Below are 13997 nucleotides of genomic sequence, written 5' to 3' on the forward strand. Positions count from 1 at the left end.
CCGGCCGAGATCAGTTACGTCAGGGAACGAGCGGGCGGACTTCTTCGGCCACGAACCGTACGAAGCCTTCGAGGTCGGGCTCGTCGGCCGTCGGCTGGAGCACCACGGTGTCGCCCCCGGCGTCCGCCAGCCGCTGGACGGCCTTGGCGACCGTGCCCGCGTCCCCGGCGACTCCGACGTCCGGTTTGCCGGCGTCGCCCCAGCGCTCGAGTTCGGCCTTGAGGCGCCCGGGTCCGTCCGGGCCGGTCGCCGTGTGGAGGCCGACGATCAGCTCGTGGTGGTCGGTACGCCCGGCCGCCGCACGCCCCTCGTCGATCAGCCCTCGGGCCTGCCGTACCTGGTCGGGCGGGGTTCCGGCGACGAGGATGGTGCCGTCGGCGGCCTCGCCGGACAGCCGCAGCGACCGCGGCCCGATCGCCCCGGCGAGCACCGGGGGCGCCGTCTCCGGCGGCCAGTCGAGGGCGACGTCGTCGAGCCGCACGTAACGGCCGTCCACGGTGACCCGCTCGCCGCGCAGCAGCGCCCGAAGCGCCGCGAGGTGCTCGCGCAGCAGCGTCAGAGGCGAGTCCACCCGCGCGCCCGCCTGCGCCATCCACTCCTGTACGCCGTGACCGACGCCCAGGACGACCCGCCCCGGGAACAGCCGGTACAGCGTGGCCACCTCCATCGCGGTCAGGGCGACGTTCCGCAGGGGCACCGGGAGCAGGCCGACGCCGATGCGCAGCCGTTCGGTCCAGGCCAGGGCCGCGGCCGCGCTGGCGATGCCACTCTGGGAGAAGCAGTCCTCCCAGAGCCAGAGTTCGTCCAGCCCCGCCTCCTCCGCCACGCGGGCCACGCCGCGCATCCGTTCGGGAGGGAGCTGAGGCCGGAACACGGCGCCGAGAGCAGTCATGAGATCTGTCCTACCTGCTCCGCACCCGAACGAACAACAGGGGTCAGACCAGGATCCGGGTGAGCAGGTCGTGGAGCTGGTCGCGTTCGGCGGCGTCGAGGGGGGCGAGGAGCTCGTCCTGGATGGCTCGCGCCTCCTGTGTCAGGCGGGTGAGTTCGCGCCGTCCCGTGGCGGTGATGGTGGCGGTGACCCTGCGACGGTCGGCGGGGTCGCGGGCGCGGTCGACGAAGCCCGGCGCCGAGAGCTCGTCCAGGACCTTGACCATGTCGCTGGGGTCGATGCCGAGCCTGGCCGACAGGTCGCGCTGGGCGTGCGGCCCGAAGTCCGCCAGCGCCGCCAGCACGGCCATGTGCCACATGCGCAGCCCGTCGGCCGCCAGCCGCGCGGCCAGCCGGCCTCTGGCCGCCTTCCCGGTCTTCGACAGCAGGTACGTGGTGAGCCCGAGCAGGCTCGGCGGCAGCGTGTCCATCCTGGATATTGTAAGGTCTGACCCAATAATAGGTCTCGACCCACTATTTCAGGAGATTTCAGGATGGACGTGCTACATCCTCGGCTGCTGGTTTCGGCGTTCGCGGAGTGCTTCGCCTTCTATGACGCGGTCCTGCCAGAGGCGCTCGGGGCGAACCTCGCGAAGGGCGGCCCGGACGGTCCCTACGCGCACTGGGACGTGGGGTCGGAAGGGGTGCTGTCGATGCTCGACCGCGGCTTCATGACCGAGGTCGCGGGCACCGGCGCCCTGCCGGTGGACGCCGCCGCGCAGGATCGCCTCATGCTCGTCAGCCGGGTGGCCGACGTCGACCGGGCGTACGCCCTCTGCCTGGCCCACGGCGGCCGGTCCGTCACCGAGCCCGCGGACCGGCCCGGCTGGGGCCTGCGAGCCGCGCACGTCCGTGACCCGGAAGGGAATCTGCTGGAGTTCCAGTCCTACTGAGCGGAGATTGACAATACTACGTTTAACGAATTATGGTCCTAGGCCATGCCAAAGAGATCATTAGCGCTGGCGGCGCTCGCTGTCATCGTCTCCGGTTGCGGGACGACCAGCACCGCACAGCCGTCTCCCTCGGCCGCCACGGCCGGCCAGGGGCTTGGCGAGAACCAGCGGATCGAGCTGGCCAAAGCCGACTGCATGAAGGCGAACGGCTTCAAATACGTGGCGTGGATCCCTCCTGAGCCGCCCGAGACGGAACAATCCAAGATGGGCTCCGCCCGCGACTACGAGGGCATGAAGGCATACCGCGCCAAATACGGCTTCGGGGTGTCCTCCATGCTCGTCTACCCACCGGACGGCGAGGCCGCAGGACAGGAGCACGAGTCCAAGAACCCTAACGTCGCCCTCGTCAAGTCTCTCTCGCCCGCACAGCGCCGTTCGTACGGGACCAAGTTCGAAAAGTGTCAGATCGCGGCGATCAAGCAGATCACCGGCAAGGTCGTGAAGTCGGCTGACGAGTGGAGCCGGTTCCGTGAGCAGGCATACGTGGCGCGCAGGAAGCGCGAGCTCAACGGCGACGCCCGGCTCACCGAACTGGCTACGGGCATGGCCGACTGCATGACCGCCAAAGGCTACCGGATCACCGCGCACAGCCCGTTGGCCATGCGGGACTGGGGATATACGACGTTCACCAGGGAACTGCACGAGCTCGCGAAGAAGGACGACAAGAGCATTCCCGACTTCGACCCGGAGTCCGGCACAGGCTACATCCCGGCGCACCTCACGGAGGGCGAGAAGCGGGCCATCCTGAACCGGGAGATCAAGGCGGCGCTCGACGACCTCGAATGCGGCAAGGACTTCCACCTTGCCGCGGCCGTCAAGGATGACCAGCTCAGCAATGAGCTGACCGAGTAACGCAAGTCACTCGTACGGGCTGCGGCCCTCGTCGATCGCCTGGATCAGGCCGCGAGCGTACTCGTACGCGGCCCGGTGCAGCCCGCCCCCATAGCTGACCCTGGCCACACCCAGCTCGGCCAGCCGGGCCAGGTCCGGGACACCGGGCCTGAACAGCACGTTCACCGGGCCACCGACCTCGCTCACCAGGGCCCCGATCTCCTCCGCGTCACCGAGAACGATCGGATAGACGCAGTCGGCACCGGCCTCCAGGTAGCGCCGTGCCCGCGTCACGGCCGCCTCCCGTGTCCGGTCGCCGTACAGGTAGGTGTCGACCCTGGCGTTGATCACGAGCGCCGGCCCGGCGGCGGCCCGCACGTCCGCCAGGAACTCGGCCTGCGCCTCCACGTCCATGAGCACGTGGGTACGGGGGTCGGAGTCCTCCAGGTTGCAGCCGGCGGCACCGGCCGTGAGCAGGCGTTCGACCAGCTCGGCCGGCTTCAGGCCGTACCCGCGCTCGACGTCCGCCGTCACGGGGACGTCCACGACGCGCGTGATGCGGGCCACGGCGGCCATCATCTCGGCGACGGGGGTCTGCTCGCCGTCCTCGTAGCCCAGCACCTGGGAGACGGCCGCGCTTCCGGTGGCGATCACCGGAAACCCGGCCTCCTGTACGGCCCGCGCGGACGCCGCGTCCCAGGCGTTGGGCAGCACCAGCGGGTTCCCGGGCACGTGGAGAGCCCGGAGCAGGGCGGCCTTGTCAGTGGTCATACGGCCAGCTTAGGAAAGGGTGGCTGCCCACCAAAGGGCCAATGCCGCAGGGAACCGCCAAGCCACTTGGCCGGCCGCTTTCCCGCCTAACCGGTCAGCCGCCGGCCGCCGCTCTACACCACTTTGCCGTCAGCAACCGCTCTTCGCGCACTGCCCGATGACCTCGCCCGCCGGACCGTCCGCCGGGTTGTCGCCCGCTGACTCCTGCGCCGGCTTGGTCGGCGAGGATGTGGGCTTCTTGCCGTTCTTGGCCGGAGGCGTGGTCGTGGTGCGTGTATCGGTGCCCGCCGCCCCCTTGTCCGTATCCGTGCTCGTATCCGGGTCCGTGGCCGCGTCACCCATGTCGGCGGCGGGTTCGTCGGACGAGAGTCCTTCGTCGGGGGCGTCCGTCTTGGCATCACCCATGGACGCCTCTTCGTCCTGCAGTTCCTCGTCGGCGGCCTGGGTGGGGCTCGCCTGGCCGGCCTGGCCTGTGGACGACGAAGGCTGGACGGGCCCGCCGGGGCCACCCGCCAGCGCGAAGCCGATGCCACCCGCCACGAGCACGGCGGCGAGGGCCGACGCGGCGATGATGACGGCCTTCTTGGTGGTGGCGGACCTGCCATTTCTGGCAGATCTCGGCATATCGCCCGGCCCGGTGAGGATCTCCTGGCGATCCGGTTCCATCGGATCTTGCATGGTGGTGCGTCTCCCTGCGGTCGTATCGGGAAAGCTCGCCGGCTTCCGCGGGTGATGGACCACACTAGCCGCAGGAGTCGAATGCTCGCGCACCAATCACAAAGGAATCACGACTTGTCACCGCATAAAGCTATTCGCCCAGGTGGTCGTGACCGCCTGGCAGCCGCGGCAGGTGTGGCCGGGGTGATCGTCGTCGCCGCGCTCGGGGTTTTCCTGTCGCTCATGGGATCCCAAAGTCCCGATCCTGAAAAGGGGCCGGAAAATGATCAGGAAAGCGGGCTTTCCGATCAATCAAGCATTCCTTCGCCGAGCCCGAGCCCGCCTCCCGCTCTGACTTCGGCTACGCCCCCGATGTCGTACACGGCCCCAGACGACAACCAGGCCGCCGGCGCCGACGCCAACGTCGCCGACACCGACGCCGACACCGACACCGACACCGACACCGACGATCCGGATCCCGACAGCGGCCCGCCACCGGAGAACGGCCCGACTCCCGAGAAGGGCCTGGTGCCCAAGGAGATCGAGGCACGCCCGCACCCCGTGCCTTCACCAAGCCCGGGAGTGGGCGAAGCGCTGCCGCCGCCCCCGCAGCGGGACAGCCCCACGCCGAGCGGCCCGCCGGAGAGGTCGCGGGCACCCCGGCCCTTGCCGACCCCGCAGAAACCCACGGATTCCCCGCCGGACGCACCGGCGGCCCAGGCCACCGCCCCCGGCGAGCACGCCGAAAGACACGAGCCTTCGGCGCCGCTGGGGGCCAACCCGTGCGCGACCTTCTTCGACTTCCGCCGCGACTACTGCTTCCGGCTGCTCGACCGCCTCGGCAGATGACCCCTCAGCAGGTGGCCCCATGACACACGGCCCGCAACAGACAAGGCGCCCCGCGACGGGCGGCCCCTTGACAAGGGGCGCTTAGGAGGCGGAGCACGCCCCAGCTGTCGGTACGGACGGCGGGCGGCCGATGGTGGGCATGCCGAGCGAGACGCCCTTGGCCGGAGCCGGGGCGCCCTGCCGCGCCTCCCAGGCGTCGCCCGCCCGGGTACGGCGGACGGAGACCGGCCCGTCGGCCACCAGGTGGTGCGGAGCCGCGTACGTGACCTCGACCGTGACCATGTCACCGGGCCGCGGCGTGTGGTCGCCGACCGCGAAGTGCACCAGTCGGTTGTCGGCGGCGCGCCCGGACAGCCGGCGCGTGGCGTCGTCCTTGCGGCCCTCGCCCTCGGCGACCAGCACCTCCAGCGTCCGGCCCACCTGCTTGCGGTTCTCCGCCCAGGAGATCTCCTCCTGGAGGGCGACCAGGCGCTCGTAACGCTCCTGGACGACCTGCTTGGGGATCTGGTCGTCCATGGTCGCCGCGGGTGTGCCGGGCCGGATGGAGTACTGGAAGGTGAAGGCGTTGGCGAAGCGGCTCTGTCGTACGACGTCGAGGGTGGCCTGGAAGTCCTCCTCCGTCTCGCCGGGGAAGCCGACGATGATGTCGGTGGAGATGGCCGCGTCCGGCATGGCGGCGCGAACCCGCTCGATGATGCCGAGGTAGCGTTCGGCCCGGTAGGAGCGGCGCATCGCCTTCAGCAGGCGCGAGGAGCCCGACTGCAGCGGCATGTGGAGCTGGTGCATGACGTTGGGCGTCTCGGCCATGGCGGCGATCACGTCGTCGGTGAAGGCGGCCGGGTGCGGCGAGGTGAAGCGGACCCGCTCCAGCCCGTCGATGTCGCCGCAGGCACGCAGCAGCTTGCCGAACGCCAGCCGGTCGCCGAACTCGACGCCGTAGGTGTTGACGTTCTGGCCGAGCAGCGTGACCTCGAGAACGCCCTGATCCACCAATGTCTGGACTTCGGCGAGAACGTCGCCGGGCCGCCGGTCCTTCTCCTTGCCCCGCAGCGACGGCACGATGCAGAACGTACAGGTGTTGTTGCACCCGACCGAGATCGCGACCCAGGCGGCATAGGCGGACTCGCGCTTGGTCGGCAGCGTCGAGGGGAAGACCTCGAGCGACTCCTTGAGCTCGACCTGCGCCTCGCCCTGGATGCGCGCCCGCTCCAGCAGCACCGGCAGCGCCCCGAGGTTGTGGGTGCCGAACACCACGTCGACCCACGGCGCCTTGCGGACGATCTCGCCCTGGTCCTTCTGCGCCAGGCAGCCGCCGACGGCGATCTGCATGCGGGGGTTGCTCATTTTGGCCGGTCGTAGGTGGCCGAGATTGCCGTAGAGGCGGTTGTCGGCGTTCTCGCGCACGGCGCACGTGTTGAACACCACAACGTCGGCGGTCTCGCCCTCGGTCGCGGCTACATAACCGGCGTCCTCCAGCAGACCGGAAAGGCGCTCGGAATCGTGCACATTCATCTGGCACCCGTATGTGCGCACTTCATAGGTGCGGGCGCTCTCCTGGGTCACAGTCATCGCACGTCCAAGGGTAGTCCTTGTCCGGCTTGCGACGGTCGTAGGATCTAAAACAGCAGCTTGACGGCACGATGTGATCGGATCGGTACCGCTCGGTTAGTGACCAGCGTCCTATTCACCCCTAGGTTTTGACCATGACGGAGAACGGGGACGTCACTCCACTAGTGAAGTTGGAGCACGTCAACAAGCACTTCGGGGCATTGCACGTCCTGAAGGACATCAACCTGACCGTTTCCCGTGGCGAGGTCCTGGTCGTGATCGGCCCTTCAGGTGGTGGCAAGTCCACCCTGTGCCGGGCCGTCAACCGGCTGGAGACCATCGACGGCGGGCAGATCATCTTCGATGGTCAGCCGTTGCCCGAAGAGGGCAAGGCGCTGGCCAAGCTCCGCTCCGAAGTGGGCATGGTCTTCCAGTCGTTCAACCTGTTCGCCCACAAGACGATTCGCGAGAACGTCACGCTGGGACCGATCAAGGTGCGCAAGAAGGCCCGTGACGCCGCGGACACGCGCGCCATGGAGCTGCTCGAACGGGTGGGCATCGCCGCGCAGGCGGACAAATACCCGGCACAGCTCTCCGGCGGCCAGCAGCAGCGCGTCGCGATCGCCAGGGCCTTGGCCATGGATCCGAAGATGATCCTCTTCGACGAGCCGACGTCGGCGCTGGACCCGGAGATGGTCCAGGAGGTGCTCGACGTGATGATCGGGCTCGCTCGCGACGGCATGACGATGATGGTCGTCACACACGAGATGGGGTTCGCCCGAAGGGCCGCGAACCGGGTGGTGTTCATGGCCGACGGTCAGATCGTCGAAGAGAACACCCCCGACGAGTTCTTCACCAACGCCCAGACAGACCGGGCCAAGGACTTCCTTTCGAAGATCCTCACGCATTGATCCCAGTCCGCAGCAGGAAGATTGAGGTAACCACTATGCAGATGCGTCGAACTGGGGCCGTGCTCGCCGTCACGGCCATGGCTGCCGGTCTTGCCGCGTGTGGCGGTGGAGACAGCTACACCAACGTCATGGACAAGCTCAAGGGTGCCAAGGAAATCACCATCGGCACCAAATGGGATCAGCCGAGCCTGGGTCTGAAAAAGGGTGGCGGCGATCCTGAGGGCTTCGACGTCGATGTCGCCAAGTACATCGTGAAGGAGCTGGCAGGCGGCCAGGATGTGAAGATCACGTGGAAGGAGTCGCCCTCGTCCAACCGCGAGGCGCTGCTCGCCAACGGCACCGTGGACATCATCTTCGCCACATACTCCATCACCGACGCGCGCAAGCCGAAGGTCACCTTCGGCGGCCCGTACGTCATCGTCCACCAGGACACCATGGTCCGTGCGGACGCCGCGGACATCGCCAAGGCGACGGACCTCAAGGACAAGCGCATCTGTCAGGCGCAGGGTTCCAACTCCTACAAGCGGATCACCGACCCGCCGCCGGACGGCAAGCTCGGCCTGCCCGCCAAGCTCGTCGGAGCCAGCAACTACTCCGAGTGCGTGCAGAAGCTCAGTGGTGGCAACCTGGACGCGGTCACCACCGACAACCTGATCCTGGCCGGCTTCTCCAGCCAGGAACCGGGCAAGTACAAGCTGCTCAACGACCCCTTCACCGATGAGAAGTACGGCATCGGCCTGAAGAAGGGCGACAAGACGACCTGCGAGGCCGTCAACAAGGCCGTCACCAAGATGTGGCAGGACGGCACGGCCACCCAGCTCCTCACGAAGTGGTTCGGCAAGACCGGCCTGGACCTGCCCAAGGAGGCCCCACCGGCCGAGGGTTGCGCCTGATCCTCAAGACCGCGGCGGCCGGTGACCCGGCCGCCGCCGCCATTCTCTCTGGTGGAGCACGATGGACGAACTGATTCAGTACGCGCCCGACCTGGGCGAAGGATTCCTGAACAACATTAAGCTCTCGCTGATCATCGCGGTGTTCTCACTGATCGTCGGCACGATCCTGGCCGCCATGCGGGTCTCCCCCACCCCGGTCCTGCGGGCCGCGGGCACGGTGTACGTCAACGTGGTGCGCAACACCCCGCTGACCCTGGTGCTGGCCTTCTGCTACCTCGGGCTCAGCGACACCCTCGGGCTGATCTTCTCCACCGAGGTGCCGCTGACGAACTCGTTCTGGCTCGCCGTGCTGGGCATGTCGGCCTACACCGCGGCGTTCGTCTGCGAGGCACTGCGGTCCGGCATCAACACGGTGCCGATGGGACAGGCCGAGGCGGCCCGCGCGATCGGGCTCACCTTCAGCCAGTCGATCACGCTCGTCATCTTCCCGCAGGCCTTCCGGGCGGTCATCGCCCCGCTCGGCAGCGTCCTGATCGCCATGATCAAGAACACGACCGTGGTGGCGGCCGCGGGCTACACCGTGGAGATCGCCGCCACGATGAGGGAGACGTTCGACACCACCGGCGTCTCGATCCCCATCTTCATCGGCATCGTGCTGTCGTTCCTGGTACTCATCCTGCCGATCGGCTGGTACACCGGCTGGCTGGCCAGGAGATTGGCGGTGGCCCGATGAGCACGTCCGTTCTCTTCGACACCCCGGGCCCGCGCGGCCGGGTACGCAACCACCTGATCACCGGGATCTCCGCGCTGGCCCTGCTGGCGGTCCTCGGCTGGGTGGTGCTGAAGTTCAACGAGAAAGGCCAGTTCGACGGCAAGCTCTGGGAGCCGTTCACCACCGAGACCGTCTGGGTGGACTTCATCCTGCCCGGCCTGGTGGGCACGCTCACGGCCGCCGTCCTGGGCGCGGTCTTCGCGCTGCTGTTCGGCGCGGTCTTCGGCATCGCCAGGCTCTCCGACCACCGGTGGATCAGGCTTCCCGCCGCCTGGATCGTGGAGCTGTTCCGGGCGATCCCGCTGCTCCTGCTGATCTTCTTCATCTGGTTCCTGTCGCCCGACCTGTTCGGCGGCGGGGACTACGCGCTGTTCGCGATCGTGCTCGGGCTCACCCTCTACAACGGCTCGGTGCTGGCCGAGGTGGTCAGGGCGGGCATCAACTCGATCCCGAAGGGCCAGTCGGAGGCGGCGTACGCGGTCGGGCTGCGCAAGGGCGGCGTGATGCGGTTGATCCTGCTGCCGCAGGGCCTCACGGTGATGATGCCCGCGGTGGTCAGCCAGCTCGTGGTCCTGCTCAAGGACACCGCGCTGGGCTACTTCATCGTCTACGTCGACCTCCTGAACATGGGCTTCAAGACCCTGCCGTCGGTCTACCCCGGCACGAAGCTGGTGTCGGCGATCGTCATCGGCGTCATCTACATCGTCATGGCCATGGCGCTCAGCTCGTTCGCGACCTGGCTGGAGAAGCGCAGCCGCCGCAGCCGCAAGACCACGGCCGGGCCACTCGAGCCGCCGGGCGCGGTGCCGCTGCCCCCGGGGCAGCCAGATATGGGTAACACCCCCATGACTGTGTGACCGACGTCGTAAAGCGGTCATCGCAGTCCAGTGACCGGAGTGGGGTGGTCACCGGACTACGGTGATCGACGCGGGGTGGTCACCGAGCTACGGTGATCACCCCGCACTCTTGCTGATCTTCCGGCAGGATGCGTCTATGCCCTTCTGGCGCTCCCCCATCTCGACCACCGACGTCGCCCGGTCCGGCCGGCGGCTCGGCTGGCCGACCGCGCTCGACGGCCAGGTGTGGTGGACGGAGGACCGTCCTGACCAAGTCGGACGCACCACGATCATGCATCGCGCCGCCGACGGCGCCTGCCGCGAGCTGCTGCCCGCGCCGTGGAGCGCCCGCACCCGCGTGCACGAGTACGGAGGCCGCCCCTACGCGGTGACCCCCGAGGGCGACGTGATCTTCGCCTGCTTCGCCGACCAGCGCCTTTACCTGCTCGACCGGCTCGCGGGCGAGCCCGTCCCGCTCACCGCCGACGGCGACCGCTACGCCGACCTGCTGATCCGCGACGGCCAGGTCTGGTGCGTACGCGAACGGCACACCGACGACGGGAAGGTGACCAGGACCGTCGTCTCCATCCCGGTCGACGGTGGCGAGACCCGCGAATGGGTCACCGGCGGCGACTTCTACGCCTCCCCCACCATCTCCCCTGATGGGCGGCATCTCGCGTACATCACCTGGAACCATCCGCTCATGCCGTGGATCGGCACCGAGCTCCGCGTCACCCGCCTGTCCGACGGCGCCACGTGGACCGTGCGGGGCGGTCCGTCCGAGTCCGTGCTGGCGCCCAGCTGGAAGGACGACGACCACCTCTACCTGATCTCCGACCGCTCCGGCTGGTGGAATCTCTACCAGACCGGCCTCCACGACGCCTCGCCCCAGCCGCTCCATCCTCTGGAGGAGGAGTTCGCCTGGCCGCCGTGGACGCTGGGCGGCCTGCCCTACCTCGTGCTCGGCGACGGCCGGCTCGCGGTGCTGCACGGGCGCGGCGACCTGCGGCTCGGGGTGCTCGACCCCGAGACGGGCGAGCTCGCCGACCTCGACCTGCCGTGTGCGGGATGGGATCCGGCGCTGGCCGCCGACGGCACCTCCGTGACCGGCATCGCGTACGGCGCCGCGGTGCCGAAGTCGGTGCTGCGCGTCGACACCGTGACCGGCCAGGCAGAAGGGCTCAGACTCGACATCGAGGAGCTGCCCGATCTCGGCTGCCTGCCGACGCCACGGCCGGTGGAGGTGGGGCGCCGCGTGCACGGTTTCCTCTACCCGCCGTCCAACCCGGCCGCCGAGGACTCGGAGGAGGCTCCGCCGTACGTGGTCTTCGTGCACGGCGGCCCGACGGCACACGCGCACACGGCGCTCGACCTGGAGAAGGCATACCTCACCTCGCGCGGCATCGGCGTGCTCGACGTCAACTACGGCGGGTCCACCGGCTACGGCCGGGCCTACCGCGATCAGATGAAGGGGCAGTGGGGCGTCGTCGACGTCGAGGACACGATCATGGCCGCCGAATGGCTGGCGGCCGAGGGGCTGGCCGACCCCGGGCGCATCGCGGTGCGCGGCCGCAGCGCGGGCGGCTGGACCGTAATGGCGGCCTGCTGCCGTTCTGACGTGTTCGCGGGGGGTGTGTCCTACTACGGCGTCAGCGCGCTGGCCCCGCTCAACGCTCACACGCACGATTTCGAGTCACGTTACGTGGAGTGGCTGGTCGGCCCGGAGGACCCGCGGCTGTACGCCGAGCGCGAGCCGCTGGCGCTGGTCGGCGGCGTGTCCTGCCCGATGCTGCTGCTCCAGGGGCTCGACGATCCCGCGGTGCCGCCCGAGCAGTCGGCGGCCTTCGCCGACGCGCTGGCCGAGCGCGGTGTCTCGTGCACCTATCTGGCGTTCGAGGGCGAGTCACATGGTTTCCGCCGCACCGAGACGCGGGCCACCGCGCTGGCCGCGGAACTGGCGTTCTACCAGCAGGTTTTCAGCTGAATCTCGCTCTCGTCGTCATCTCTCACGGTTCCTTGACAGAACCGGCATCACTCGGCGGTCGCTACTCGCCAACGGTTGAATAACCGTCCTCGACACCGAGACCCTCCAGGTGGGTTGCTCGAAAGAGCACCGTGAAAGAGCAAACGTGGGGTGCGCGTCGCGGCCACGAAGCGCACCCCACTGGCCAGCCACACATCCCATCTCGGCACGAGGGAGGGCCAGATGGCCAGCTTGCGCTATCTCAGCATTGCCGTGGTGGCGGCGGCAAGTCTGCTCGCCGCCGCATGCGCCACGGACACCGGTACGAACGGTTCCGCGCCCCCGACCACCGCCCAGAAGCCCGGCACCCCGTTATCGGGCGGCACGCTCAGACTGGTGGGCGGTGGCGACGTCGACCACCTCGATCCCACCAGCGCCTACTACACGGTCACCAACGGCATCCTGCGCGGTTACGCGCGCCAGCTGTTCAACCTGAACGGCGTGGCCAAGGAGGCCGAGACCACCAAGGGCTTCGCCGTCGTCCCCGACGTCGCCGCCGAGTTGCCGACGACCGCGAACGGCGGCCTCAGCGCCGACAGCCTCACCTACACGATCAAACTGCGGGACGGCGTCCAGTGGGACACCCAGCCGCCGCGGGCGGTGACCGCGGGCGACTTCGTCCGCGGCTTCAAGCGGATCTGCAACCCGGTGGCCGGAGCGGGCGCGCCCGGCTACTACACCAGCACGATCAAGGGCATGGCCGCCTACTGCGCGGCCTATGCCAAGGCGTTCGAGAAGGCCAAGCCCACCGCCGCGGCGCTGGCGGCCTTCCAGAACTCCCACGACATCGCCGGTGTCCGGGCCAAGGATGACAAGACGGTCGTGTTCACGCTGGTCCAGCCGGCGGCCGACTTCCTCAACATCCTGTCGCTGAACTTCTCCTCGGCCGCACCCCAGGAGTACGACCAGTACGTGCCGGACGACGCCACCTTCCGCCAGCACGTGATCTCCGACGGCCCGTACAAGATCACCCAGTATGTGGCGACCAAGTCGATCAGGCTGGAGAGGAACCCCGCCTGGACGCAGGCCTCCGACCCGATCAGGCACCAGTACGTCAACGCCGTCGAGGTCAAGATGGGCGTCACCGAGCCCGACGCGGTGCAGCAGCAGCTCGAGGCGGGCAGCGCGGACCTGTCCTGGGACCTGCCGGTGCCCACCGCCCAGATCCCCCGGCTGAAGAGCGGCGACGCCGACTTCAAGATCTTCCCGGGCGCCGTGACGAACCCGTATCTCGTGTTCAACCTGCAGAGCAAGAACGAGAACGGCGCCATGGGCAAGGTCAAGGTGCGCCAGGCCATCGAGTACGCCATCAACAAGGTGGCCATCGCCAAGATCTACGGCGGTGCCGACGTGGCGACCCCGCTGCACACGGCCATCCCGCCGGGCAACATCGGCTACCAGGAGTACAACCCGTACCCGACACCCGGCGACCAGGGCGACCCGGCCAAGTGCAAGCAACTGCTCACCGAGGCGGGCTACCCGAACGGGTTGACGCTCATCGGCGCGTTCCGCAACGCGGGCAACCACCCGGCCAACTTCCAGTCCTATTCGGCCGACCTGAAGCAGTGCGGGATCAACGTCAAGGGCCTGCCCGTACGACAGGGCGACTACTACGGCGCCTTCCTGCAGAACCCGACGATCGCCAAGGACAGCAAGTGGGACATCTCGGCGCCCGGCTGGGTGCCCGACTGGTACGGCAACAACGGCCGCGCCGTTTCCCAGCCGCTGTTCCAGACCAACTGCGCCGCGGGCACGAGCAACTACGGCTGCTACAGCAACCCCAAGGTGGACGACCTCATCAAGCAGGCACTGGCCGAGCCCGACGCGACCAAGGCGGCCGGACTCTGGCACCAGGTCGACGAGACGGTGATGGGCGACGCGGTGATCGTGCCGTTCAACAACCAGAACACGCCGATCTACAAGAGCAAGCGGGTGCGGAACGCGCTGTACCTGCCCGCCTTCCAGCTCTACGACATCACCAACCTCTGGCTTGACCCCAACTCGCCATGACGGTGCGGCGCCC

Annotated in this window: 14 protein-coding genes; 9 read left to right on the plus strand and 5 right to left on the minus strand. The window is 68.5% G+C overall.

Going from position 1 to position 13997, the window contains the following annotated elements:
* Window positions 1-19: 19 nt before the first annotated feature.
* On the minus strand, window positions 20-892 hold the full coding sequence (locus KME78_RS05475; protein WP_219527627.1) for an LLM class flavin-dependent oxidoreductase: 873 nt from the start codon (window positions 890-892) through the stop codon (window positions 20-22).
* A 43-nt stretch (window positions 893-935) separates the two neighbouring features.
* Window positions 936-1361 carry a MarR family winged helix-turn-helix transcriptional regulator gene (locus tag KME78_RS05480; protein ID WP_219527628.1) on the minus strand — a complete coding sequence of 142 codons (426 nt, stop codon included), beginning with the start codon at window positions 1359-1361 and terminating at the stop codon, window positions 936-938.
* A 63-nt stretch (window positions 1362-1424) separates the two neighbouring features.
* Here KME78_RS05480 and KME78_RS05485 point away from each other — a divergent pair, with 63 nt between their 5' ends.
* Together KME78_RS05485 and KME78_RS05490 are read left to right on the plus strand one after the other, a co-directional pair.
* Window positions 1425-1823: a VOC family protein gene (locus KME78_RS05485; protein WP_219527629.1), complete on the plus strand. Its 399-nt coding sequence runs from the start codon at window positions 1425-1427 to the stop codon at window positions 1821-1823.
* Between the two features lie 45 nt (window positions 1824-1868).
* Complete coding sequence (locus tag KME78_RS05490) at window positions 1869-2735, plus strand: hypothetical protein (protein ID WP_219527630.1); 867 nt, start codon at window positions 1869-1871, stop codon at window positions 2733-2735.
* Window positions 2736-2741: 6 nt separating this feature from the next.
* On the opposite strand, the gene KME78_RS05495 is transcribed toward KME78_RS05490, so the two are convergent.
* Window positions 2742-3485 (minus strand): isocitrate lyase/PEP mutase family protein, encoded by a 744-nt coding sequence (locus KME78_RS05495; RefSeq protein WP_219527631.1) that lies wholly within the window; start codon window positions 3483-3485, stop codon window positions 2742-2744.
* 129 nt (window positions 3486-3614) lie between these two features.
* Window positions 3615-4163: a hypothetical protein gene (locus KME78_RS05500; RefSeq protein WP_219527632.1), complete on the minus strand. Its 549-nt coding sequence runs from the start codon at window positions 4161-4163 to the stop codon at window positions 3615-3617.
* A 351-nt stretch (window positions 4164-4514) separates the two neighbouring features.
* Here KME78_RS05500 and KME78_RS05505 point away from each other — a divergent pair, with 351 nt between their 5' ends.
* Window positions 4515-4991 carry a hypothetical protein gene (locus tag KME78_RS05505; protein WP_219527633.1) on the plus strand — a complete coding sequence of 159 codons (477 nt, stop codon included), beginning with the start codon at window positions 4515-4517 and terminating at the stop codon, window positions 4989-4991.
* A gap of 81 nt (window positions 4992-5072) precedes the next feature.
* Here the strand turns inward: KME78_RS05505 and miaB are convergent, their stop codons facing one another.
* Window positions 5073-6560: a tRNA (N6-isopentenyl adenosine(37)-C2)-methylthiotransferase MiaB gene (gene miaB / locus KME78_RS05510; RefSeq protein WP_219527634.1), complete on the minus strand. Its 1488-nt coding sequence runs from the start codon at window positions 6558-6560 to the stop codon at window positions 5073-5075.
* 134 nt (window positions 6561-6694) lie between these two features.
* Between miaB and KME78_RS05515 the strand changes: the two genes are divergently transcribed.
* From KME78_RS05515 to KME78_RS05540, 6 genes are all read left to right on the plus strand, one after another.
* Window positions 6695-7450, plus strand: a complete 756-nt coding sequence (locus tag KME78_RS05515) for an amino acid ABC transporter ATP-binding protein (protein WP_219527635.1) — start codon at window positions 6695-6697, stop codon at window positions 7448-7450.
* A 35-nt stretch (window positions 7451-7485) separates the two neighbouring features.
* Window positions 7486-8343, plus strand: coding sequence for a glutamate ABC transporter substrate-binding protein (locus KME78_RS05520; RefSeq protein ID WP_219527636.1), 858 nt, complete (start codon window positions 7486-7488; stop codon window positions 8341-8343).
* A 61-nt stretch (window positions 8344-8404) separates the two neighbouring features.
* Window positions 8405-9076, plus strand: coding sequence for an amino acid ABC transporter permease (locus KME78_RS05525; protein WP_219527637.1), 672 nt, complete (start codon window positions 8405-8407; stop codon window positions 9074-9076).
* On the plus strand, window positions 9073-9972 hold the full coding sequence (locus tag KME78_RS05530) for an amino acid ABC transporter permease (RefSeq protein ID WP_219527638.1): 900 nt from the start codon (window positions 9073-9075) through the stop codon (window positions 9970-9972). Before KME78_RS05525 ends, KME78_RS05530 begins: the two co-directional genes overlap by 4 nt.
* Before the next feature lie 136 nt (window positions 9973-10108).
* Complete coding sequence (locus KME78_RS05535) at window positions 10109-11935, plus strand: S9 family peptidase (RefSeq protein ID WP_219527639.1); 1827 nt, start codon at window positions 10109-10111, stop codon at window positions 11933-11935.
* A gap of 222 nt (window positions 11936-12157) precedes the next feature.
* Window positions 12158-13984, plus strand: a complete 1827-nt coding sequence (locus KME78_RS05540; protein ID WP_219527640.1) for an ABC transporter substrate-binding protein — start codon at window positions 12158-12160, stop codon at window positions 13982-13984.
* Window positions 13985-13997: the final 13 nt, after the last annotated feature.

The sequence above is a fragment of the Nonomuraea guangzhouensis genome (genome assembly GCF_019396345.1).
Classification (GTDB): Bacteria; Actinomycetota; Actinomycetes; order Streptosporangiales; family Streptosporangiaceae; genus Nonomuraea; species Nonomuraea guangzhouensis.

Coding starts and splice junctions, on each gene's coding strand:
- KME78_RS05475 (WP_219527627.1), bottom strand. CDS start 892: ATGACTGCTCTCGGCGCCGTGTTCCGGCCTCAGCTCCCTCCCGAACGG.
- KME78_RS05480 (WP_219527628.1), bottom strand. CDS start 1,361: ATGGACACGCTGCCGCCGAGCCTGCTCGGGCTCACCACGTACCTGCTG.
- KME78_RS05485 (WP_219527629.1), top strand. CDS start 1,425: ATGGACGTGCTACATCCTCGGCTGCTGGTTTCGGCGTTCGCGGAGTGC.
- KME78_RS05490 (WP_219527630.1), top strand. CDS start 1,869: ATGCCAAAGAGATCATTAGCGCTGGCGGCGCTCGCTGTCATCGTCTCC.
- KME78_RS05495 (WP_219527631.1), bottom strand. CDS start 3,485: ATGACCACTGACAAGGCCGCCCTGCTCCGGGCTCTCCACGTGCCCGGG.
- KME78_RS05500 (WP_219527632.1), bottom strand. CDS start 4,163: ATGCAAGATCCGATGGAACCGGATCGCCAGGAGATCCTCACCGGGCCG.
- KME78_RS05505 (WP_219527633.1), top strand. CDS start 4,515: ATGTCGTACACGGCCCCAGACGACAACCAGGCCGCCGGCGCCGACGCC.
- miaB (WP_219527634.1), bottom strand. CDS start 6,560: ATGACTGTGACCCAGGAGAGCGCCCGCACCTATGAAGTGCGCACATAC.
- KME78_RS05515 (WP_219527635.1), top strand. CDS start 6,695: ATGACGGAGAACGGGGACGTCACTCCACTAGTGAAGTTGGAGCACGTC.
- KME78_RS05520 (WP_219527636.1), top strand. CDS start 7,486: ATGCAGATGCGTCGAACTGGGGCCGTGCTCGCCGTCACGGCCATGGCT.
- KME78_RS05525 (WP_219527637.1), top strand. CDS start 8,405: ATGGACGAACTGATTCAGTACGCGCCCGACCTGGGCGAAGGATTCCTG.
- KME78_RS05530 (WP_219527638.1), top strand. CDS start 9,073: ATGAGCACGTCCGTTCTCTTCGACACCCCGGGCCCGCGCGGCCGGGTA.
- KME78_RS05535 (WP_219527639.1), top strand. CDS start 10,109: ATGCCCTTCTGGCGCTCCCCCATCTCGACCACCGACGTCGCCCGGTCC.
- KME78_RS05540 (WP_219527640.1), top strand. CDS start 12,158: ATGGCCAGCTTGCGCTATCTCAGCATTGCCGTGGTGGCGGCGGCAAGT.